Source organism: Rhodococcus sp. WY5 (genome assembly GCF_018588185.1).
Classification (GTDB): domain Bacteria; phylum Actinomycetota; class Actinomycetes; order Mycobacteriales; family Mycobacteriaceae; genus Rhodococcus_F; species Rhodococcus_F qingshengii.
This window is the reverse complement of sequence record NZ_JAAMPR010000001.1, coordinates 812,930-833,679: the sequence shown is the minus strand read 5'-3', so window position 1 is coordinate 833,679 and position 20,750 is coordinate 812,930. Positions and strand designations below refer to the sequence as shown.

The following is a 20,750-nucleotide window of genomic DNA, read 5'->3' as shown; positions in this document are numbered from 1 at the left end:
AGCGCTGCTCACGTCGCGACACGTAGTTGAATTGGAGACGATTGCGCATTGGTCGGAAAGGACGGGGCGATGAGCATGTTCGGGCGGCGGCCGACGGTAGCCGGATATTGGGGCACGCGGGTGCAGTCGAGTCAGGAGGTGGCGCAGACGATGCGGGCTTTCCTCGATGATCTGGAAGCGGTCGACCCGGGGTTGGCGTTGCCGTGGGTGTCGACTGCCGAGTTCGACAAGGTGCCAGCAGATCTCAGTGTGGACGGGTTGGTGCGAATCTTCGAGCATTCCCGCTCGAAGGAGATGGGGTATTCGGACACCCCGGGACCGGGTTACGACATCGACTTGTCGCCCGAGGACGGGACCGCGCGCCGGGTCGGTGCCTGGGTCGGCGGGCTGGAAACCAGTGCTCCCAACAGTGTCCGGGTGTCGTTGCCGACGGAGAAGCAGCTCACCGACAGTACCCGGCGGTTGCTCGACCCGGATATCGGAGACGCGATCGTGAGAGTGATCGTCAAGCATTGGGATCCGGATCGGGCTCGGTGGAGCATCGGCGACTACCGGCACCTTCAGAATCGGTCGAAAGGTGAGGTGGAGGTGGGATGGGAAACATACTTCCATTCAGGAGTTACGTTCGATCGCAGCAAACTCCCCCAATCTGCGGTGGTAGAGGAGCTGCCCATTGGCACGTTGATTCGGTTGGGGGACAAGCCAATGGAGGTCGCTGCCGCCGACCTCGTGGCGGTGCGGGCGGCGTTGGGTTACCCGGTGTAGGCCCCGCAACGGGTCTGGAATTCACCATTGCATCAGACGGCGAGAAATGTGTTAACCGGATGGCCTGCTTCGCCTTTCGATAGTATTGCCAGATGGCATCCCGAATCGACTTGCTCGCGTGGCTCCTCGATTCGGATCCAGCGATTCGGTGGCAGGTGGAGCGCGACCTGGTGAACGAAGCGCCCACTGTGTGGGCGGCGACGCGCGCGTCGATCGCCACCGAAGGATTTGGTGCACGCCTGCTTTCATTGCAGGACCGAGACGGCCAATGGGCGGGTGGGGCGTACTTCCCGGCTGAATTCGACTTTGCGGGACCCGAAGCAGCAGAACAAAGTTCGCAACCCTGGACGGCAACAACCTGGACGCTCAACTCATTGCGGGAGTGGGGCCTCGACGCCAGTGTTCTGCGGGAGCGTCGTACCGCAGAACTGCTCGCGGAGAACTGTCGCTGGGAGTACGAGGGCCGGCCGTACTGGGACGGTGAGGTCGATTGCTGCATCAACGCCTGGACGGTGGCAAACGGTGTGTGGCTCGACATGCGCGTTGATGAACTGGCTGATTGGTTTGTGCGGCATCAACTTCCGGATGGTGGTTGGAACTGCGAGTGGATCGAAGGTTCGACCCGATCGTCGTTCCATTCGACCCTCAATTCACTCAAAGGGCTTCTCGCGTACGAGATCGCGACCGGGGGAACAATTGAGACGCGCGCGGCTCGACGATCCGGTGAGGAATTCTTGCTGCAGCGCGGTCTGTTCCGGAGACTCTCGACCGTGGAACCGGTGGGGGACTGGATCGGCCGGTTCGCGTACCCGTTCCGGTGGCGTTACAACGTGCTCAACGCAGCCGACTACTTCCGCGAAGCGTCGTTGTCGGATGGAAATGAGCCTGATCCGCGAATGGCGGACGCGATCGAGATGATCCGGGCCGCTCGAGCCTCGGATGGGACGTGGCTCCAGGCCGGTCGCCAACCGGGGCGGGTGTGGTTCGAGGTCGACACAAAGGCGGGGGAGCCGTCGAAGTGGCTGACTTTGTCCGGCATCCGAGTGCTCGCCTGGTGGGATCAATCCTCCCCTCTAGGTTCTGCATAACAAAATAGTTACAGCGAAAATTATTTCACCTTTAAAGGTTATCGAAAGGTGATCTTCGACTTTCCGGTCAAAATATCCAGTACGGATGAAGAACATATTAACGACAGGATTGCCCTCAGTGCGGTGAAGGTTAATCATCTGAACAGGTGAGAAGATGTTCGGTGAAATTACCTACCCGATTGGATAGGCGGGTAACCGACGTTGGTAATCAAATAAGGCGCTCGCAGCTGTCGTGGTTAGGGAGCTAAGTCCCGAGCTGGAAACGGCATTTCTGCTCAGAAAGTGGCGCTCACCTGCGGCTACGTTCCCCATTTTGCAAGATTTAAACCACTTTCGACGAGAATTAGTCCCGCAATTGTAGGTTGTGGAGCGTCCGCAATGTTTAGGCAAAGTCCCATCTTTTCCCAGAACAATGCTCTACTAAACGTGAAAACCGGATGTTCCCCCGATTTTGCTGAGAAGGTGCAACTATGGGGCGTAGCGTAACTGTCGCAGCGAACCGGAACATCGCGAATTGCTGCTCTAACCAATGACTTTGTTCAGGTCCGAATAATGCTCGGAGGTCGTCGATGTCGATGGAAATGGTGTTAGCCGAAGCAGTGATAGACAGTGGGGACACGGCGTGGGTGCTGATCTCCGCGGGTCTGGTTCTCTTCATGGTTCCCGGACTCGCCTTCTTCTACGCCGGTCTGGTGCGTGGTAGCAGTGCACTCGTCATGTTGCAGCAGAACCTCGTCCCACTCGGACTCGTCTCGATTACCTGGGTCGTGTTCGGATACAGCTTCGCGTTCAGTGGAGACTGGGGTTCCGGCTTCCTCGGTGACCTCAAATTGTTCGGCTTGCAGGACATACACACAGCCGCCGCCCCGGGCTTCCACCTGATCGAAGGTGCAGTCGCGGTACCGACTCTGGCGTTCGTGGTCTATCAGATGATGTTCGCGATCATCACGCCCGCGCTGATCACCGGTGCGACCGCAAACCGGCTCAAGCCCTTGGGCTGGGCCGTTCTGCTCGTGCTGTGGTCGATCATCGTCTACCCCCCGATTGCACACTGGCTCTTCAATCCCGAAGGCTGGTTGGCGCTCCGCGGAGCTCAGGACTGGGCCGGCGGAATTGTCGTCCACGCATCCGCCGGCGCCGCCGCCCTGGCAATCTTGCTGGTGGTCGGTAAACGTCCGGGATGGCCCAACGCCGAGGCAGTCCCGCACTCGGTGCCTCTGGCGTTGATCGGCGCAGGCATCCTGTGGTTCGGCTGGTTCGGATTCAACGCAGGCGACGGATTGGCTGCCGATGGTGTTGCGGCACAAGCCTTGATGAACACTCACATCGCCGCAGCGGGCGGTATGGTCGTCTGGCTCGTCATCGAAAGGTACACCGAGGGCAAGGCCACGGCGATCGGCGGAATCACCGGCGCGGTAGCCGGTCTCGCGACCGTCACCCCTTGCGCCGGCTTCGTCAGCACCTTCTCCGCGTTGGCGATCGGCGCGCTTGCCGGACTGGTCTGCCACTTCGCGCTCGCGCTCAAGTCGATCTTCAAGTTCGACGACGCGCTCGACGTCATCGCGGTCCACTTCATCGGCGGCATCCTCGGTTCACTCCTTCTCGGTTTGTTCGGCGAAAAAGCCATCAATTCGATCGGCCGCGACGGACTCTTCTTCGGCGGCGGGGCAGGACTACTCGGCGAGCAGGCGCTGGCGTTGATCGTCGTCATCGCTTTCTCGTTCGTGGTGACCTGGCTGATCGCCACGGGCATCGAGAAGACCATCGGTCTCAAGCTGGCCCCGAAAGACCAGGTGGACATCGACCGTCGTCAGCAAGGCATGGACGCATACCGCTACAACGCCGCATTCGTGGACGCGGGTGGTGCGCCGCAGACCAGCGGGTTCGACTCGGGGGTCCTGGTCGAGGGGGCAAAACTTGTTCCGAACCTCGGCGCCCCGAAGCACGAACTCATCACCGCGGTATTGCAGACCATCGAGTCCGAGAAGCTACGGGAGGCGCTGCTGGCCGCCGGAGCGGAGTCGATAGTCGTATCGGAAGCGCATGTCTCCGCGAGTGACTCGGCCTCGCTCAAGTTCCGCGGACAACGCAACGACGTCGTGTTCACCGAGCGGTTGCGTGTCGAGGTGCTGGTCGCCTCGGAACATGCACAGGCGGTTCTGGACGCGATCAACGAGTACTCGGGCGGCAGGAGGAGCGGTTTCGTCCAGCAAGCGGCCGAACCTCTCACCGAAGCGACGGAACAGGGGAGCTGACATGTATTCGACGACAGGGAGTTACCGCATGATCGACAAGGAGCGTTCAGAATGCATCTGACACCGCGAGAACTCGACAAGCTGACAATCCTCATGTTGGCGGATGTCGCACTGAGGCGAAAGGCAAAGGGGCTCAAACTCAATCACCCGGAGTCCGTCGCAGTTATCACTGCAGCCGCCCTGGAGGGAGCTCGGGAGGGCAAGACTCTCGAGGAGGTCATGGCCGACGCATCGCACGCCTTGACGGTCGACGACGTGATGGACGGTGTGGCGGAGATGATTCCACGTGTGCAGGTCGAGGCGGTGTTCCTCGACGGTAGCCGGCTCGTCACCGTGCACTCTCCGATCCAGTAGCCCGACCGAGATGTCAGGAGCACTCCAAGATGGCAAGCAAATCGACGAAGAAGGATTCCGGCGGCGAGAAGAAAGTACCGGTCGGCGGATACGTGTTGCGGGACGAGCCGATCGAACTCAACGAGGGCCGTCCACGTTTGAAGTTGCGAGTCCGAAACACCGGTGACCGTCCCATCCAGGTGGGTTCGCACTACCACTTCATGGAAGTCAATCGCGCGTTGTCCTTCGATCGTGAACAGTCCTTCGGCTGGCGCCTCGACATTCCCGCGGGCACGGCGGTCAGGTTCGAGCCGGGCGACGAGAAGGAAGTGACGTTGGTGCCGTTCGGCGGCAAGCAACGAGTGCAAGGCTTCAACGGACTTGTCGACGGTTGGGCGCCGACCCACGCCGCCTACCGGCCGAGGCTCCCCGGAGCCGTCCAGCGTGCCGAAGAACTCGGCTTCCTGTCCGAACCTCAAACCGACTGATTCTCGTTCACGGCGGACGAAGGAGAGCAACACCCATGACAAGCATTTCGAGACAAGAGTATTCAGGTCTGTTCGGGGTCACCACGGGTGACCAGATCAGGCTCGGCAACACCGACCTGTACATCGAGGTCGAGGAAGATCTTCGAACGATCGGCGACGAGTCGATCTACGGCGGCGGCAAGACGCTGCGCGACGGCATGGGCCAGGATCCGGAGTCGTGCAGCATCGACGGTGCCCTCGACCTCGTGATCACCAACGTGGTCATCGTCGATGCAACCATCGGCGTCGTCAAGGCAGACGTGGGAATCAAAGACGGCAAGATCGTCGGCTGGGGCAAGGCGGGAAACTCCAGCACGATGGAAGGCGTCACCCCGGGGCTGACCACCGGTCCGGCGACCGACGCGATTTCCGGTGAGCAGATGATCCTCACTGCGGCCGGCATCGATCCGCACGTGCACCTCGTGTCACCACAGCAGGCGTACCACGCGCTCAGTGGGGGAGTGACGACGCTGATCGGTGGCGGCATCGGCCCGACCGACGGAACCAACGGCACCACCATCACTTCCGGTATCTGGAACATGGAGATGATGCTCAAGGCCAACGAGGGTTTGCCGGTCAACGTCTGCATGTTGGGCAAGGGGAACTCGTCCGGGCATCAGTCGCTGGTCGAACAGATCAAGGCCGGTGCGGCCGGTCTGAAGGTCCACGAGGACTGGGGCGCGACACCGGCCACAATTCGTGAGTCTCTTCGGGTGGCAGACGAAATGGACGTTCAGGTCGCCATTCACACGGATACCCTCAATGAGGCCGGATACGTCGAGGACACCATCGCGGCCTTCGAAGGCCGTACCATTCACACCTATCACAGCGAGGGTGCGGGTGGTGGTCACGCACCCGACATTCTGCGGGTGACGGGCGAGGACAACGTACTTCCGGCGTCGACCAATCCGACGTTGCCGTACGGCATCAACACTCAGGCCGAGCTCTTCGACATGATCATGGTCTGTCACAACCTCAATCCCAAAGTGCCCTCGGATGTTTCGTTTGCCGAGTCTCGCGTTCGCGCGGAGACGATCGGTGCCGAGAACGTACTGCAGGACATGGGCGTCATCTCGATGTTCTCGAGTGACTCGCAGGCGATGGGCCGCGTCGGAGAAAACTGGCTTCGCGCGATCCAAACAGCGGACTGCATGAAGCGGTCCCGCGGAAAGCTGCCAGAGGATTCACCGACACACGACAACTTCCGCGTGTTGCGCTACGTCGCGAAGGTCACGATCAATCCAGCGTTGACGTTCGGTCTTTCGCATGTGGTCGGGTCGATCGGTGTCGGGAAGATGGCGGATCTTGTTCTCTGGGAGCCCGCATTCTTCGGCGCGAAGCCGAAGACGATCATCAAGAACGGTCTGATCAGCTGGCACGCCATGGGAGATCCGAATGCGTCGCTCCCGACACCACAACCGGTGATCTACCGGCCGATGTTCGGTGGATTCGGCAAGGCGTTGCCGCAGAGTTCGGTCTCGTTCGTCTCGCGAGCGGCACTCGACGACGGTATCAAGGATCGGCTCGGTCTCGAACGTCAAGTTGTTGCTGTCGAGGGGACCAGAACAGTCACCAAGCGTGATCTGGTTCGCAACTCGGCCACTCCGGAAATCAAGGTGGACCCGGAGACCTTCGCGGTGACTGCGGACGGCGTCCACGCATACGTCGAACCTGCCGAATCCATTCGCTTGAACCAACTTTACTTCTTCAGTTAGGGGTCTCCAGTGTCGGGAACAATCACACACACGCACGGCGCCGATGCGACGCCACACACGCACGGCGAGATGACCGCGCCGAGCGGAAAGCCGACGCGAGTCGACGCGCTGCTCGGGAAGGAGACCGACGAGGAGTGGGCCGGTCGACTCGATAATGCGGTAGTCGACGTCTTGTCGCTCGATCAGTGGGAAGCGCAGAAGAGTCGGTTACGACGCACCACGATCGGTGGCCGTGAATTGGCCGTCTCGCTCGATCGGGGTATTCAGTTGCAGGACGGCGACATTCTGCTGTGGGACGAGCCGGCGAACACCGTGGTCGTGGCCAGGATCAACCTCAAGGACGTTTTGGAGATCGACCTGAGCGCGCTGGTCGACGTCACGCCCGAGAAGATGATTCAGACGTGCCTGGAGTTGGGACATGCCGTGGGTAACCAGCACTGGCCTGCGGTGGTGAAGGGAATGAAGGTCTACGTTCCGTTGACCGTCGACAAGGCGGTCATGGGCTCGGTGATGCGGACACATGCTTTCGAGGGCATCGAGTACACCTTCATCCCGGGCGCCGAGGTCATTCCCTACATCGCTCCACACGAGGCACGCCGTTTGTTCGGTGCGGCCGCGCGTGAGGGCGAGGGGCATACCCATGACCCTCTCGTCTGAGGGATCCGGGCTCAGCATCAACCGCGCGATGCGGATGATGCAGTTTTCCGATTCCATGTTCCCGGTCGGTTCCTTCTCGTTCTCCAACGGTTTGGAATCGGCCGTGGCGCAGGGAATTGTCACGGGTGGTCCGTCGCTGCGGGAGTTTGTGCTCTCGGCCGCCCATCAGGGCGCGACGTGCGACGGTATCGCCGTACTCGCGGCGCACCGGGGTGCGGCAGCCGGTGATTTCTCGGCGATCCTCGCCGCTGATCATGCAGTGATCGAACGCAAACTCAACGAAGAAGCACGCACGATGAGTACCCGCATGGGTAAGAAGTTGGCCGAACTCGGCGGGCGCTTGGCCGGTGAGACCCTGTTCAACAAGTGGTTGGCCGCGATCGCATCGGGGGAGACACCGGGTACCTACCCCGTCGGCCTCGGAATTGCTTTCGCGGAGATGGGTTCTCCGGAAGAGGACGCTTTCACGGTCAATCAGTACGGTGTCGCGATGACGTTGCTCGGCGCTGCCCTTCGTATCGTCCGAGTCGATCACCTCGCGACGCAAGAGATTCTGTTCGAGGTCAATCAGAGCGCCGGCCGTGAGTACGCCGCAGTGCGTGACTACGGACTCGACGACATGTCCAATTTCGCCCCGATGATCGACATTCTGGCTGCGGTGCACGTCAAGGCGCACGTCCGAATGTTCATGAACTAGAAGGAGAACAATGAAGAAGACAACGCGCATCGGAATCGGCGGACCCGTGGGTTCGGGTAAGACCGCGCTCATCGAGGCGATCACACCGGAGTTCATCAAGCGGGGCACCAGCGTTCTGATCATCACCAACGACGTGGTCACCACCGAAGATGCCAAGCATGTGCGCAAGGCTCTCAAAGGTGTTCTCGTGGAGGAACGTATCGTCGGCGTAGAGACGGGAGCCTGCCCCCACACCGCCGTCCGCGAAGACCCGAGTATGAATCTCGCGGCGGTCGAGGACATGGAGAAGACGTTCCCCGACACCGACGTGGTGTTCATCGAAAGTGGCGGCGACAACCTCACACTGACGTTCAGTCCGGCTCTCGTCGACTTCTTCATCTATGTCATCGATGTGGCCGCAGGCGACAAGATTCCGCGCAAGAACGGTCCGGGAATCTCGCAGTCCGACATCCTGGTCATCAACAAGACCGATCTCGCACCGTACGTCAACGCTGATCTCGGAGTCATGGATCGCGACTCCAAGGGAATGCGCGGCGACAAGCCGTTCGTCTTCACCAATTGCATGACCGGGGAAGGCATCAAGGAAGTGGTGGACCTCATCGTGCACGGAGTCCTCTTCGACGAAGAGGAAGTGGGAGCGAGCGTACCGTGAGTGCACCGCCCGTCCCGGGAGCATCGCGGTCGCTCCCGGGGCCGATCCCGACCATCCCGGAACTCGATCAGTACCAGGACCAGCCGAAGCAGGCGCCGGCCGGCAAGGTCGGTAAGACCGGGGTTCTCGAGATGCGATTTGTCGACCGCGGCGACAAGACGATCCTGCGGGACATGTACCGCAAGACACCGCTGCTGGTTCAGCAGGCGCTGTACTGGGACGAAGCGTTGCCGACCATGCCGTGCGTCTACATGATCTCGACCTCCGGCAGTGTGCTGCAAGGTGATCGGTTGTTCCTGACCATCGAAATGGAGCCAGGTTCCCTTGCACACGTGACCACCCAGTCGGCTACCAAAGTCCACCGGATGGATGCCAATCACGCGTCACAACTCCAGAAAGTGGTGCTGGCCGAGAATTCGTATCTCGAACTGATGCCGGGAGTGACGATCCCACACCGCAGCGCGAGGTACTACGCGCGCACCGACATCACGGTGGATCCGACTGCAACGCTGTTGTTCTCGGAGATCGTGATGCCGGGTCGCAAGTATCACGACGGCGGAGAGATGTTCGTCTACGACCTGTACTCCACCTTGATCAAGGCGAAGCGCCCGGACGGGAAGAATCTCTTCACCGAGAAGTTGGTGATCGAACCGGCACGCTTCCCCGTGCGATACGGCGGAATCATGGGCGACCACGACGTCTTCGGCAATGTCATCCTACTGACACCGAAGGAGCACGCAGACGCCATTCTCGAGGAGATAGTTCCGGGCCGTGACGGCAAGGTCGTCTCCGGGGCGAGCCGGCTACCGAACGACGCCGGTCTCATCTTCAAAGTCCTCGGTCCGGAGAGCGAACCCGTCAAGGCGAAGGTCCGTGATTTCTGGTCTCTGGTACGAAAGGCAGTTCTGGACACCACCATTCCGCCCGTCCCGCTCTGGGGATGACGCGGATTGCCTGATAGGGATCGAGGAACGCGCGATGACCACCATCACCAAACCGTGGGACGACGTCGCGGACAAGAACGTCGTGCTCAGATTCATCGACACGAATCTCAAAGGCTCCGGGCAGGTGATGTTCCAGGGCAATGCGCTGACGGGCCTGCTGTTTCTGGTCGGTATGTTCTGGGGCGCGATAGCCGCGGACACGATCACCGTCGCGATCGGTGCCGTGGTGGGTCTGGTGGTATCCACCGTCACCGGCATGATGCTGCACTCCGACGACGATTCGATGCGTATCGGCCTGTACGGATACAACGGAGTTCTTGTGGGAGCTGCCTTTCCGACGTTCCTTGCCGGCGGCGTGATGCTGTGGATCTACCTCGTGGTGGGAGCTGCCGCGTCGACGATCGCGTTCCTGGCCGTTGCCAATGTCTTCAAGACGTGGGGCGTACCGGCGCTGACCTTTCCGTTCAACCTCGTCAACTGGTTCTTCCTTCTTGCGGCGTTCCAGTTCCTGCGGATCGAAACGTCAGACCTCAGCGCGGGCCAGTTTCCCCAGCACATCGGGGAGGCGTCAGTTCATGCCGACATCACTTTCAGCTTCCTGTGGGACACGCTGTTCCGCAACGTCTCCCAGATCTTTTTGATCAACAACACCGTCACCGGCATTATCTTCGTGATCGCGCTGCTGGTCGCGTCGCGTTGGGCGGCGTTGTTCGCGCTCATCGGTTCCGCGATAGCGATGGGTTCGGTACTGGCGCTGGGCGCAAACACCGTCGACATCGGCAATGGTCTCTACGGGCTCAGTTCGGTGCTGACGGCAATTGCTCTCGGATCGGTGTTCTACAACCCGTCGTGGCGTGTGTTCGTCTACACCGTCTTCGGAGTACTGGTGACTGTTGTCATCCACGGCACGCTGGTGTCTGCCTTTGCTCCGATCAGCCTGCCGGCCGGAACGGGCCCGTTCGTCTTCGCGACGTGGCTGTTCCTGCTGCCGAAGAAGAAGTTCGTTCCCATCCAGCACGACACCATCGAGGGTGGAGCGGCCGAGGGCAAGGATTCGATCGCAAAGGCGAACGGATAGGGCTCGAACGGGCAGAAGTTCCTAGATCGTTCCGCTATGGCACCCTCGCGAACCGGTATCACTCGAGTATTGTCTGGCCTTCGGTAGTCGGGCATGGTCGAAGCATGACCGTGCAGGTAGTTGTGATGGGTGTGGCCGGTGCTGGAAAAAGCACCGTGGCAGTGGGTCTCGCCACGTCTCTCGGGGCAGACTTCGTCGACGGTGACGATCTGCACCCCAAGTCCAATGTCGCCAAAATGCGTTCGGGGACACCGTTGACCGACGAAGACCGTGTGCCGTGGCTCGACGCGATCGCGGCCTGGCTTTCCGAGCGTGCCGATGCGGGACGAACAGGCGTCGTTGCCTGTTCGGCTCTGCGAAAGGACTATCGGGGCCGGTTGCGCCCGGACGGTCTCGACGTGCAGTTCGTCCACCTGGCCGGTGATTTCGAGACTATCTCCGCACGTATGCGTTCCCGCGCCGGGCACTTCATGCCGGAGAGTCTGCTCATCTCCCAGTTCGAGGCTCTCGAACCGCTTACAGACGACGAGCGCGGCATCACGCTGAATGTCGTCTCCGAACCGAGCACACTGGTGGGCGAGGCAGTCGACTACATCCATACATCTCAGAGGAGCGTCACAGCGTGAGTAGCACCGCAAGCCCCGGCCCGTTCGACATTTCCGGGAAGGTCGCGCTGGTGACGGGTTCGAGCCGAGGCATCGGCTCGGCCCTCGCGACTGGTCTCGCCGAGGCGGGTGCGGTGGTGGTGCTCAACAGCCGAAATTCCGACGTGCTCGAAGCCGAGCGTCGACGCATCGGCGACGCGACCGGCGCAACGGTGCACGCATACGCGTTCGACGTCACCGATTCGGCCGCCGTCCGGGATGCGGCGACACGCATCGAGGCGGAGGTCGGCCCGGTCGAGATCGTTGTCAACAACACCGGCGTGCAGCACCGCGCCCCGCTTCTCGAGTTCGGCGACGACGACTTCCGGCGTGTCATGGACACCAACCTGACCAGTGCGTTCTACGTCGGACGTGAATTCGCCCGCGGCATGGTCGAGCGCGGACACGGGAAGATCGTCAACATCTGCTCGGTGCAGAGCGAACTCGGCCGAGCGGGAATCGCACCGTACGCGGCCAGCAAGGGCGGGCTCAAGATGCTCACCCGCGGAATGTGCGCCGACTGGGCACCCTTCGGTTTGCAGATCAACGCGATCGCACCGGGATACTTCGACACCGAACTGACCTCTGCGCTGGTCAACGATCCGGAGTTCACCGCGTGGCTTGCCAAGCGGACACCCGCCGGACGTTGGGGCCGTACCGAGGAGCTGATCGGGTCGCTACTGTTCTTGGCCTCCCCGGCTTCGGATTTCGTCAACGGTCAGATCCTCTACGTCGACGGCGGAATGACGGCCGTCGTCTGATTGTCCGCTGTTAGATCGTCCGCTACTCGAACAGAAAGCACCCACATGACAGACGCCAGCGCCCCTCGTATCCACCTCGGTCCCGTCGAGGATCCTCACGTCGCCGACGGAATACGCCGAGCCGGTGGAGTTCTCGTTCCACTGGCAGACGCCGAGGGCCTCGTGTGGGTACACGGGCCGGAGACGTTCCCGTCGTCGCTACCCGATTCGGTTCGCTGGGTGCAGTTGCCGTTCGCCGGCATCGAGCCCTGGTTCGACGCCGGGGTGATCGACGACAAGCGGGTCTGGACGTCTGCTGCCGGAGCGTACGCGGGCAATGTTGCCGAACATGCGATGATGCTTCTCCTCGCCGGAGTTCGTTCTCTCCCCGAACAATTGGCGGCGCAGTCGTGGCGCAAGGAAGAGTTCGACCCGCGGGTGGGCACTTTGCAGGGCTCGACAGTGGCGATCATCGGTTGCGGCGGAATCGGCCGTGCGTTGATCCCGTACCTCGCCGCGTCCAAAGTCAAGGTCATCGCGATCACCCGCTCCGGGACCCCTGTCGAGGGTGCTTCCGAAACGCTCTCGGCCGACCGCACCGGCGAAATCTGGTCCAAGGCAGATCACTTCGTGATCGCAGCACCGTCGACATCCGCGACGCGGCATCTGGTCGGCAAGGCCGAACTGGACCAGATGTCGGAGTCGAGCTGGATCGTGAACATCGCGCGTGGCACCCTCGTCGACACGGACGCATTGGTCGACGCACTGGAAGCCGGTTCGATCGGCGGGGCGGCACTGGACGTCACCGATCCCGAGCCGTTGCCGGACGGGCATCGGTTGTGGAAGCTGCCCAACGCGATCATCACTCCACACGTCGCCAACCCGGCTACGACGCTCACCCGCGTCCTGGCAGATCACGTTGCAGCCAACGTCGCCCGATTCGCCGCAGGTGAGGACCTCGCCGCCGTGATCGATCCGTCGGCGGGCTACTGACCGCTCGCGTTGGTTCCCTTCACGTAATCGGCAACGACGGTGCGCAGAACATCGCGCACCGCCTCGGCCGGTTTGGAGAGGGGCTGATTGGCCGGGGTGCCAAGGGAGACATGCACTTCGATGCCCGGCTCGATGCGTCGTAGCTCGAGCGCTTCGACGTCCATGACCCTGCGGGCCACCGACCACGGCAGAACCGTCGCGCCCAATCCGGTGCGTACGGCCTCGGACAGCGTCATCACCGATTCCACTTCGGCCACGACGTTCGGTTGCTGCTCTGCACGGTCGAAAGCCTGCTGCACCACCTTGCGGATGGTGTGCATCCGACCCGGAAGCAATAGTGGCAGTTCGGCGATCTCGGGCAGGGAGATGTCGGATCCCGATTCGCCTGCCAGTCCGGTACCGAACGGCGCAACCACCACCAGCTCCTCGGTGAGCAAGCGTTCGAACGTCACACCCTTGATCGGGCCGGCGTCGTACAACAACGCCAGATCCATGCGACCGGTCATCATCGCTTCGCTGAGCACGCCACCGAAGTTCTCGTTGATGTGCAACAAGATATTCGGGTGCTGCTCGCGCACACGGGCCAAGAGCGGCAAGGCGATTGCCGTCGCGGTGCTGTACGGGGCGAGGCCGACCGAGACGCCACCCGCCAGCGCCCGTCCGACCACGGACACCTCGGCCTGGGCACTCTCCACCTGACGCAGAATCACCTGAGCATGCCGATAGAGTGCGTGCCCCGCATCGGTCGGCTCGACACCCTGTTTGCTGCGGATCAGAAGTTGCTGACCGAACTGCGTTTCCAGCGACGTCATCTGTTGGCTCAGGGCGGGTTGTGCGATGTGCAGGATGTCGGCGGCTCGGGTGATGCTGCCGGCATCGACAATTCGTACGAACGAGTAGAGCCTTCTCGTGTCCATGCTGTGCAAACTACCAGCTCAACGGACATATCGAATTCCGATCACCCCAACGCGAAACGGTATTAACAACCCTTTGGCGTTCCTGAGTAGCGTCCCAGAAACACCGAAGTCGACACACAGAACTTCGACAGTCGGACCAACCACGGGCAACGGCGCCCGTACGAACAAGTAAACGAACCGGAAGGACCGAAATGGCAACCAGCATCGATCTTGTCGCCGATCTCGGCGAAGGTTTCGGCACGTGGACCATGGGCGCCGACGATGCTCTGCTCGACACGCTGACTTCGGCCAACATCGCTTGCGGATTCCATGCAGGCGATCCACGAACCATGGATGCGACCGTGCGGGGGTGCGTATCGCGCGGTATCGGCATCGGCGCGCATCCGAGTTTTCCGGACCTCGCCGGATTCGGACGTCGCGCGATGGATCTCAGTGAGAACGAGGTCCGAACCGACGTGCTGTTCCAACTCGGCGCCCTTCACGCCTTTGCGGTCGCGAGCGGAACGTCGTTGTCGCACATCGCTCCCCACGGCAAGCTCGGGAATCTTGTTGCCGTACGCCAGGATTACGCGCGCGCCGTCGTCGATGCGGTCGCGGCCTTCGATCCGTCGTTGATCGTGCTCGCCCAGGACGGGGCGTTGGCCGACGAGGCGACTGCCCGCGGATTGAGCGTCGGCATCGTCGGAATCGCGGATCGCGCATACAACTCCGACGGAACTCTCGTGCCCCGCAGCGAGCCGGGAGCGGTGATTCACGACGTCGACGTTCTGGTCGAGCGGACCGTTCGGATGGTGGTCGAGGAAGTCGTCGAAGCTGTGGACGGCACGTTGATCCCGGTTGTCGCCGATACGGTCCTCGTGCACGGTGACAACCCCGGTGCCGTCGCGAACGCGAAGGCGATTCGCGCCGCGCTCGAGGCCGCCGGTGTCACCATTGCGCCGCTGACCCGGGTCGTGGCGTCACGGCGGGCCCGTGATGTCGGGTGTCCCGCGTGAAGACCTACGTCGCCGACTGCGGTGACGCCGCCGTTCGCGTCAGTGTCAGCGGCGGGACCGCCGAGCAGAACTGGAACACCGTTCGATCGATCGCTGCACGTTTCGATCTCGGTGCCGACGGCATCGTCAGCGTCATCCCGACATACGACGCCCTGCTGGTCGAGTTCGACAACCTCCTCACCGACCACGACGCCGTCCGCGGCCTGGTTCGCGAAGCAACGACTATCCCCCGACCACTGGAAGGTGAACCTAGGACGTTCGAGATCCCCGTCGTCTACGGGGGCGAACACGGCCCGGACCTGGGTGATACAGCGCGGTTTCTCGGCGTCACCGAAGCCGAAGTGGTGCGCCTTCACTCCGCAGCCCCGTTGGTCATGCGTTGCTACGGCTCACCCGGCGGCGCCCCGATGCTCGACGGCCCGGCGTTCGGCCTTCCCATCCCGCGCCGATCGAGCCCGCGACCGCACGTCGCGGCCGGTTCCGTTGCGGTGGCCGGACGTCAGGCAGTCGTTTCGGCCAGGCCTGCGCCCGGCGGTTGGGCAGTGATCGGCCGGACCCCGCTCATCTTGGTCGATCCGGCGTCGGAGCAGATTTCTGCCTACCGCCCGGGCGATCTGTTCGTCTTCCGTGCGATCGACGCCGATCGCTGGGACGACTTCGACGGACGCTCGCTCCTGCCCGTAGGGGGTGATCCCCATGGCTGAGACCGTCACCGTCCTGACTCCCGGAATCAGCTCCGTCCAGGATTTGGGGCGTGGATCGGCGTCACAGTTCGGTCAGGCGACGGGCGGCGCAGCCGACCAGATCAGCGCGGAGATCGCCAACGCGTTGGTGGGTAGTAGGCGCGAGGCCCCGCTACTGGAGTTGACGGCCCTCGACTTTTCAGCGTCGGCGTCCACGGATCTGCTGATCGCCGTCACGGGTGCACCCGCAACGGTGACGGTGGACGGACATCGGCAACCGCAGTGGGAACCGATCGTCTGGCGAGCCGGTCAGCGGCTTGCCGTCACCGGAATCCACGACGGATTGCGCGTCTACGTCGCCGTCCACGGAGAGCTGACGGCCGACTACCTCCTGGGCAGCTGCGCTCCCGACCAGGTCCTCGGATTCGGCCGTCACTTGACCGCGGGGGAGACGCTGGTCGTCGACACCGACTGCCCGCCGATCGACCACCCGGTCTTCCGGCTACCGCTGTTCCGGTTGTTGCCCGACCGACCGTCCTTCGGCAACGTGTGGACGCTCGAGGTGACCGACGGCCCCGACATCGACGACTTCGGGGAGAGTGCAGCCGCGCTGTTCGGCACCGAATTCGTGGTGGGCGATCAGAGCAATCACATCGGGCTTCGGCTGGCATCTACCGATGAGCAGCCGCTCCCACAGCGCCCCGGCACCGGCGAGGTCCTCTCGCGCGGCGTCCCCATCGGTGCCGTCGAAGTACCCGCTGGCAACGAACTTCTGGTCCTGCATCGAGGTAGAGGCGTCACCGCCGGTTATCCGGTGCTGGCAGTCGTCACCACCGTTTCACTCTCACAGCTGGGACAGGCCCGACCCGGGCACCGCGTCCGATTCCGGAACTGCAGCGTCGCAACGGCGGTTGCAGAGCACCGCGAACAGCAGCACCGCATCGCCTTGCTGAGGCGGCGTGTGGAGAACGTATTCACCACCCTCCGGATACCTCTTCACACCTCGGAAGCCCGAGTACCGAGCCACGTCGGCACCACACGCCCCGCGAGCGCTCCGCGCCGCGCGTCTATTTTGGAGACAGCATGACCAACACCATCGAAGCGGTAGACGGCCAGGTAGCCGACCCGCGCAAGGTCCGGAAAGTCGTCGCAGCGGGCTGCGTCGGCATCTTCGTCGAGCTCTACGACAACGGTGTCTTCGCGTTCATGGCGACGGCACTGGCCATCGTGTTCTTCGACGTATCGAAGTCGAGCGACGCGCTGATGCTGGTGTTCGCCGGCTACGCGGTCTCGTTCTTCGTTCGGCCCCTCGGCGCGGTGGTCTGCGGCATCCTCGGCGACCGGATCGGTCGACAGAAGATGTTGGTGTTCGTCATCATGCTGATCAGCGTGGCGACCGCCGGTATCGGCTTGCTGCCCACCTACGCGGCCATCGGTATCGCGGCACCGGCACTGCTGATCTTTCTGCGGATCGTGCAGGGATTCTCCGTCGGTGGTGAAGCTGCCGGCGCCATGACGTTCCTCGCCGAACACGCCCCGGAAGGCAAGCGCGGCTTGATCACGAGCTACGCGCAGATCGCGTCGTTCCTCGCACTGCTGACCGGAACGATGATCGCGTTTGCCATGTCGCCGTGGCTCAACGCCGACGCGATCAACGGCGGCGGACTCGCATCGTGGGCGTGGCGCATCCCGTTCCTCATGGCCATTCCGATGGGAATCATCGGCTGGTACATCCGCCGCGCGATCTCCGATACCCCGAACTTCGAGCGGCTCAAGGAATCCGGCGGTTTGTCGCGCAATCCGCTCAAGGAAGCATTCTCCACTCCCGAACACCGTCGCGCCATGATCCTCGCCCTGTTCATCCCCTTGATGAATGGTTCCGGCTACTACGTTCTGTTCTCGTACATGCCCACGTTCCTCAAAGGCGATCAGATCGGATTCTCGACCGGGACAGCGCTTCTCGTCACCGCCTCCAGCCTGGTCGCGATCTGCTTCGCGATTCCGTTCATGGGTGCTCTCTCCGACCGGATCGGTCGCAAGAAGGTCATCGCCGGTGCAGCTGCGGCAATGGCGATCGGAGCGATCCCCTGCTATGCCATGATCGTGACCGGCAACGTCGGCCTCGCCGTTCTCGGTGCTTGCCTCATGGCAGTGATCTTCGCCGGGCACACAGCCGTCATCCACATCCTGATCGTCGAACTGTTCCCCACGCGGGTTCGCTACTCCGCCTACGGTTTGGGTTACAACATCTCGTCCGCACTCTTCGGTGGTACCGCACCGTTGTTGATGACCTGGTTGATCCCCGAATTCGGTATCTACGTTCCCGCCTTCTACGCGGTCATCACCGCAGTCGGCACGCTGATCGCGGTCAGCACCATCACCGATCGCGCCCACGTTCCGCTACGCGACACTCTGTGACGTCTCGCGTGAGTCACTCCTGATCCGGCCCGGTGGCCGCCTGCAGTCCGCGGCGGCCGCCGGGTCATACCAATTTCTTCCTGTAGGAGCACACAATGCCTTTCTCCGATTACCGCACAGCTCTCGTCACCGGCGCCAACACCGGAATGGGTGCCGCCGTCACCGAGATGTTCACCAAGCGCGGACTGACGGTCTACGGCGTCGCCCGCAATGCCGACAAGCTCGGTGAGGTTGCCGATCGCACCGGAATGATCCCTCTGCCCGTGGACATCACCGACACCGCCGCGCTCGCCGAAGCTGTCGGCGGACTGGAGATCGACATCCTCGTCAACAACGCGGGGGTGTCCGCAACCGGAAACATTCTCGACGCCGAAGAAGCATCGGTCGACGCGATGGTGGACGTGAATCTTCGTGCAGTGCTGCACCTGTGCCGCATTCTGCTGCCGGGAATGGTGGAGCGCGATCTAGGTCATGTCGTCAACATCAGCTCCATCGCCGGCCTGTACAACTTCTACGGCCACACTGCCTACCACGCGACCAAGGCTGCGGTGCACCAGATTTCGCGCCAGCTGCGAAACGACTGCATCGGCAAGCGGATTCGAGTGACCGAGATCTGCCCCGGCCGGGTCGAGACCGAGATCTTCGGTCGCAACCTCGGCGGCACGCCCGAAGCCATGAAGGAAGCGTGGGAGACCTTCTACGAAGGCTACGAATCCATCACTACCAAGGACATCGCGGATACCATCGAGTTCGCGATCGACGCTCCTGGTCACGTCAATCTTGGTCTCATCGAGGTGCTCCCCACCTTCCAGGTGCCCGGTGGCCTCGACTTCATCCGTCGCAACGACTGAGAGAGCGCATCATGAGTTTTGTACTACCGGAAACGACGCTCGGAGTGGTGGCCCATGCGGCAGGTGACCTGCGGGTCGAGCATGTTGCGTTGACTGCGCCGACCGCCGAGCAGGCAGTGATCGAGATCGCTTACGGCGGTGTGTGTGGATCAGATCTGCACTACTGGACGCACGGCGCGGCGGGGGAGTCGATTCTGAAGGCACCGATGCTGCTCGGTCACGAGGTGGTCGGCACGGTCGTGACGGCCGCGGCGGACGGAACGGGGCCGGCAGTTGGAACTTCCGTGGCCGTACACCCCGCAACGCCCGGTGGGACCGCGCCTCGGTTCCCGAGCGATCGGCCCAACCTCTCGCCCTGCTGCACATACCTGGGAAGTGCAGCGCAGTACCCACATACCGAGGGCGCCTTCGTGAAATACGCAGTGCTCCCGACACGCATGCTCCGGGAACTGCCCGAGGGGTTGGACCTGCGGACTGCGTCGGTAGCCGAACCGGCAAGCGTTGCCTGGCACGCTGTTTCGCGAGCGGGAGACGTACGCGGGAAGAAGGCGCTGGTCGTCGGCTGCGGACCCATCGGCGCACTGGTCGTGGCTGTGCTCAGACGAGCAGGCGCGCAGTCGATCACCGCGGTCGACGTGCACGACGTTCCGCTGCAGATCGCGTCGACGCTCGGTGCGGATCGGGTTCTCGAGGCCACCGACGCCGAGGCAGTCGCCGCATCCGATGCCGACGTGGTCGTCGAGTGCACCGGCAATCATCGCGGGCTCGAATCCGCTATTCGCGGGGCGACGCGCGGTGGACGGGTGGTCATGCTCGGGCTTCTTCCGTCCGGACCTCAACCGGTACACATTTCGCTGGCGATCACGCGAGAGTTGGAGTTGGTGGGCTCATTCCGCTTCAACGACGAAATCGACGAGGTGCTGCTCGCCCTCGCCGACGGTTCGCTTGCTGTCGATGCTGTTCTCACACACGAATATCCGGTCGAGGAAGCTCTGGAAGCTTTCGCAGTCGCCAAGGATGCTTCGGTGTCGGGGAAGGTGCTGTTGCGGTTCTGAGTCCTTCGACCCTGTGCGCCTTTATTAACCGCGGGCGGTTAATAAAGGCGCACAGCAGGTTATTCGACCACCAGGCCCTTGGCTTCCAGCAGGGCAGTCAGATTGCTCACCTCGAGTGGGGTCTCGCCCCGCTTGTAACGCTCGATGTACCCGGCTTCGGCTTCGTCACGGGCACGCGAAAGTTCGATTGCCTCGGCAACCTCCTCGCGGCGGACCACGACAACGCCGTCGCAGTCACCCTTGACGACGTCACCGGGATAAATGACCTGTTCTCCGAAGACCAGGGGATGGTTGATCGGGCCGAGAGATTCCTTGACGGTTCCCTCGATGTACACGTGCTTGGAGAAGACGGGGAATCCGAGTTCGCGGATCTCCCGGGTATCGCGCACTCCGCCGTCGGTGACCAGTGCGGTAATGCCGCGCGCAACACAGGCATTGGCGAGGACATCGCCGAACTGGCCGGCGGCTTGATCACCTGAAGAGACGATCAGGACGTCACCCGGCTGTGCGTAGCTGATCGCAACCTGCAGCATGAGGTTGTCACGGGGATGGCACTTGACTGTGAAGGCGGAGCCGCAGAACTTCATGTCGCGGTCGATCGGTTTGATCGCCGGATGCAGCGACCCCTTACGTCCCTGTGCCTCGTGAATCGTGGCCGCGGAGAACGTCCCCAGTTCGGCAATCAGGTCCTTGTCCGCGCGATCAATTTTCGTCTTGACGTGAATCATCTTGTACTCCAGAAA

Annotated in this window: 22 protein-coding genes; 20 read left to right on the top strand and 2 right to left on the bottom strand. The window is 62.3% G+C overall.

Going from position 1 to position 20,750, the window contains the following annotated elements:
• The first annotated feature begins 69 nt into the window (after nucleotides 1-69).
• The 14 genes from G4D79_RS03820 to G4D79_RS03755 all read left to right on the top strand — a co-directional run bounded on the left by G4D79_RS03820 (nucleotide 70) and on the right by G4D79_RS03755 (nucleotide 13,088).
• Entirely contained in the window at nucleotides 70-765 is a 696-nt protein-coding gene (locus tag G4D79_RS03820) for an Imm52 family immunity protein (RefSeq protein ID WP_235867718.1), read from the top strand.
• Between the two features lie 92 nt (nucleotides 766-857).
• Nucleotides 858-1,853: a squalene cyclase gene (locus G4D79_RS03815; RefSeq protein WP_099696802.1), complete on the top strand. Its 996-nt coding sequence runs from the start codon at nucleotides 858-860 to the stop codon at nucleotides 1,851-1,853.
• Between the two features lie 569 nt (nucleotides 1,854-2,422).
• Nucleotides 2,423-4,108, top strand: coding sequence for an ammonium transporter (amt, locus tag G4D79_RS03810; RefSeq protein WP_007731720.1), 1,686 nt, complete (start codon nucleotides 2,423-2,425; stop codon nucleotides 4,106-4,108).
• A gap of 51 nt (nucleotides 4,109-4,159) precedes the next feature.
• Nucleotides 4,160-4,462: an urease subunit gamma gene (locus tag G4D79_RS03805; protein ID WP_007731718.1), complete on the top strand. Its 303-nt coding sequence runs from the start codon at nucleotides 4,160-4,162 to the stop codon at nucleotides 4,460-4,462.
• Nucleotides 4,463-4,491: 29 nt separating this feature from the next.
• Complete coding sequence (locus G4D79_RS03800) at nucleotides 4,492-4,929, top strand: urease subunit beta (RefSeq protein WP_003943812.1); 438 nt, start codon at nucleotides 4,492-4,494, stop codon at nucleotides 4,927-4,929.
• Between the two features lie 35 nt (nucleotides 4,930-4,964).
• On the top strand, nucleotides 4,965-6,683 hold the full coding sequence (locus G4D79_RS03795; RefSeq protein WP_003943847.1) for an urease subunit alpha: 1,719 nt from the start codon (nucleotides 4,965-4,967) through the stop codon (nucleotides 6,681-6,683).
• 9 nt (nucleotides 6,684-6,692) lie between these two features.
• Nucleotides 6,693-7,340 carry an urease accessory protein UreE gene (gene ureE, locus G4D79_RS03790; protein WP_007731715.1) on the top strand — a complete coding sequence of 216 codons (648 nt, stop codon included), beginning with the start codon at nucleotides 6,693-6,695 and terminating at the stop codon, nucleotides 7,338-7,340.
• Complete coding sequence (locus G4D79_RS03785; protein WP_099696801.1) at nucleotides 7,324-8,037, top strand: urease accessory protein UreF; 714 nt, start codon at nucleotides 7,324-7,326, stop codon at nucleotides 8,035-8,037. Before ureE ends, G4D79_RS03785 begins: the two co-directional genes overlap by 17 nt.
• A gap of 10 nt (nucleotides 8,038-8,047) precedes the next feature.
• Nucleotides 8,048-8,689: an urease accessory protein UreG gene (gene ureG, locus G4D79_RS03780; RefSeq protein ID WP_003943822.1), complete on the top strand. Its 642-nt coding sequence runs from the start codon at nucleotides 8,048-8,050 to the stop codon at nucleotides 8,687-8,689.
• On the top strand, nucleotides 8,686-9,633 hold the full coding sequence (locus tag G4D79_RS03775) for an urease accessory protein UreD (protein WP_099696800.1): 948 nt from the start codon (nucleotides 8,686-8,688) through the stop codon (nucleotides 9,631-9,633). The genes ureG and G4D79_RS03775 overlap by 4 nt, the downstream gene beginning before the upstream one ends.
• Before the next feature lie 34 nt (nucleotides 9,634-9,667).
• On the top strand, nucleotides 9,668-10,711 hold the full coding sequence (gene yut, locus G4D79_RS03770; protein ID WP_099696799.1) for an urea transporter: 1,044 nt from the start codon (nucleotides 9,668-9,670) through the stop codon (nucleotides 10,709-10,711).
• A 104-nt stretch (nucleotides 10,712-10,815) separates the two neighbouring features.
• Entirely contained in the window at nucleotides 10,816-11,337 is a 522-nt protein-coding gene (locus tag G4D79_RS03765; RefSeq protein ID WP_180279540.1) for a gluconokinase, read from the top strand.
• The gene (locus G4D79_RS03760; RefSeq protein WP_099696798.1) at nucleotides 11,334-12,116 is read left to right on the top strand and encodes an SDR family oxidoreductase; all 783 of its coding nucleotides are present in this window, start codon (nucleotides 11,334-11,336) and stop codon (nucleotides 12,114-12,116) included. The genes G4D79_RS03765 and G4D79_RS03760 overlap by 4 nt, the downstream gene beginning before the upstream one ends.
• A 45-nt stretch (nucleotides 12,117-12,161) precedes the next feature.
• A complete protein-coding gene (locus G4D79_RS03755) occupies nucleotides 12,162-13,088 on the top strand; it encodes a D-isomer specific 2-hydroxyacid dehydrogenase family protein (RefSeq protein ID WP_099696797.1) in 927 nt (308 codons plus the stop codon).
• Here the strand turns inward: G4D79_RS03755 and nac are convergent.
• Nucleotides 13,082-14,005: a nitrogen assimilation transcriptional regulator NAC gene (gene nac / locus G4D79_RS03750; protein WP_050655599.1), complete on the bottom strand. Its 924-nt coding sequence runs from the start codon at nucleotides 14,003-14,005 to the stop codon at nucleotides 13,082-13,084. The two genes, G4D79_RS03755 and nac, sit on opposite strands and share 7 nt — an antisense overlap.
• Before the next feature lie 191 nt (nucleotides 14,006-14,196).
• On the opposite strand from nac, the gene G4D79_RS03745 reads away from it, so the two are divergent.
• The 6 genes from G4D79_RS03745 (at nucleotide 14,197) to G4D79_RS03720 (ending at nucleotide 20,007) form a co-directional block, all read left to right on the top strand.
• Nucleotides 14,197-15,000 carry a LamB/YcsF family protein gene (locus G4D79_RS03745; protein ID WP_042921153.1) on the top strand — a complete coding sequence of 268 codons (804 nt, stop codon included), beginning with the start codon at nucleotides 14,197-14,199 and terminating at the stop codon, nucleotides 14,998-15,000.
• On the top strand, nucleotides 14,997-15,704 hold the full coding sequence (locus G4D79_RS03740) for an allophanate hydrolase subunit 1 (protein ID WP_172403470.1): 708 nt from the start codon (nucleotides 14,997-14,999) through the stop codon (nucleotides 15,702-15,704). Before G4D79_RS03745 ends, G4D79_RS03740 begins: the two co-directional genes overlap by 4 nt.
• Nucleotides 15,697-16,770, top strand: coding sequence for a biotin-dependent carboxyltransferase family protein (locus G4D79_RS03735; RefSeq protein ID WP_099696934.1), 1,074 nt, complete (start codon nucleotides 15,697-15,699; stop codon nucleotides 16,768-16,770). The genes G4D79_RS03740 and G4D79_RS03735 overlap by 8 nt, the downstream gene beginning before the upstream one ends.
• The gene (locus tag G4D79_RS03730; RefSeq protein ID WP_042447696.1) at nucleotides 16,767-18,101 is read left to right on the top strand and encodes an MFS transporter; all 1,335 of its coding nucleotides are present in this window, start codon (nucleotides 16,767-16,769) and stop codon (nucleotides 18,099-18,101) included. The genes G4D79_RS03735 and G4D79_RS03730 overlap by 4 nt, the downstream gene beginning before the upstream one ends.
• A 95-nt stretch (nucleotides 18,102-18,196) precedes the next feature.
• Nucleotides 18,197-18,952: an SDR family oxidoreductase gene (locus tag G4D79_RS03725; protein ID WP_007731698.1), complete on the top strand. Its 756-nt coding sequence runs from the start codon at nucleotides 18,197-18,199 to the stop codon at nucleotides 18,950-18,952.
• Nucleotides 18,953-18,963: 11 nt separating this feature from the next.
• Nucleotides 18,964-20,007 carry an L-idonate 5-dehydrogenase gene (locus G4D79_RS03720; protein ID WP_030535776.1) on the top strand — a complete coding sequence of 348 codons (1,044 nt, stop codon included), beginning with the start codon at nucleotides 18,964-18,966 and terminating at the stop codon, nucleotides 20,005-20,007.
• 59 nt (nucleotides 20,008-20,066) lie between these two features.
• Here G4D79_RS03720 and G4D79_RS03715 read toward each other — a convergent pair whose 3' ends face one another.
• A complete protein-coding gene (locus G4D79_RS03715; protein ID WP_007731695.1) occupies nucleotides 20,067-20,735 on the bottom strand; it encodes a 4-carboxy-4-hydroxy-2-oxoadipate aldolase/oxaloacetate decarboxylase in 669 nt (222 codons plus the stop codon).
• Nucleotides 20,736-20,750: the final 15 nt, after the last annotated feature.

Excerpts from the sequence above, each read along its gene's own strand:
- G4D79_RS03820 (WP_235867718.1), top strand. The coding sequence starts at position 70 with ATGAGCATGTTCGGGCGGCGGCCGACGGTAGCCGGATATTGGGGCACG.
- G4D79_RS03730 (WP_042447696.1), top strand. The coding sequence starts at position 16,767 with ATGACCAACACCATCGAAGCGGTAGACGGCCAGGTAGCCGACCCGCGC.
- amt (WP_007731720.1), top strand. The coding sequence starts at position 2,423 with ATGTCGATGGAAATGGTGTTAGCCGAAGCAGTGATAGACAGTGGGGAC.
- G4D79_RS03715 (WP_007731695.1), bottom strand. The coding sequence starts at position 20,735 with ATGATTCACGTCAAGACGAAAATTGATCGCGCGGACAAGGACCTGATT.
- nac (WP_050655599.1), bottom strand. The coding sequence starts at position 14,005 with ATGGACACGAGAAGGCTCTACTCGTTCGTACGAATTGTCGATGCCGGC.
- yut (WP_099696799.1), top strand. The coding sequence starts at position 9,668 with ATGACCACCATCACCAAACCGTGGGACGACGTCGCGGACAAGAACGTC.
- G4D79_RS03785 (WP_099696801.1), top strand. The coding sequence starts at position 7,324 with ATGACCCTCTCGTCTGAGGGATCCGGGCTCAGCATCAACCGCGCGATG.
- G4D79_RS03805 (WP_007731718.1), top strand. The coding sequence starts at position 4,160 with ATGCATCTGACACCGCGAGAACTCGACAAGCTGACAATCCTCATGTTG.
- G4D79_RS03745 (WP_042921153.1), top strand. The coding sequence starts at position 14,197 with ATGGCAACCAGCATCGATCTTGTCGCCGATCTCGGCGAAGGTTTCGGC.
- G4D79_RS03795 (WP_003943847.1), top strand. The coding sequence starts at position 4,965 with ATGACAAGCATTTCGAGACAAGAGTATTCAGGTCTGTTCGGGGTCACC.
- G4D79_RS03720 (WP_030535776.1), top strand. The coding sequence starts at position 18,964 with ATGAGTTTTGTACTACCGGAAACGACGCTCGGAGTGGTGGCCCATGCG.
- G4D79_RS03755 (WP_099696797.1), top strand. The coding sequence starts at position 12,162 with ATGACAGACGCCAGCGCCCCTCGTATCCACCTCGGTCCCGTCGAGGAT.
- ureG (WP_003943822.1), top strand. The coding sequence starts at position 8,048 with ATGAAGAAGACAACGCGCATCGGAATCGGCGGACCCGTGGGTTCGGGT.
- G4D79_RS03735 (WP_099696934.1), top strand. The coding sequence starts at position 15,697 with ATGGCTGAGACCGTCACCGTCCTGACTCCCGGAATCAGCTCCGTCCAG.
- G4D79_RS03725 (WP_007731698.1), top strand. The coding sequence starts at position 18,197 with ATGCCTTTCTCCGATTACCGCACAGCTCTCGTCACCGGCGCCAACACC.
- G4D79_RS03800 (WP_003943812.1), top strand. The coding sequence starts at position 4,492 with ATGGCAAGCAAATCGACGAAGAAGGATTCCGGCGGCGAGAAGAAAGTA.
- G4D79_RS03815 (WP_099696802.1), top strand. The coding sequence starts at position 858 with ATGGCATCCCGAATCGACTTGCTCGCGTGGCTCCTCGATTCGGATCCA.
- G4D79_RS03765 (WP_180279540.1), top strand. The coding sequence starts at position 10,816 with ATGACCGTGCAGGTAGTTGTGATGGGTGTGGCCGGTGCTGGAAAAAGC.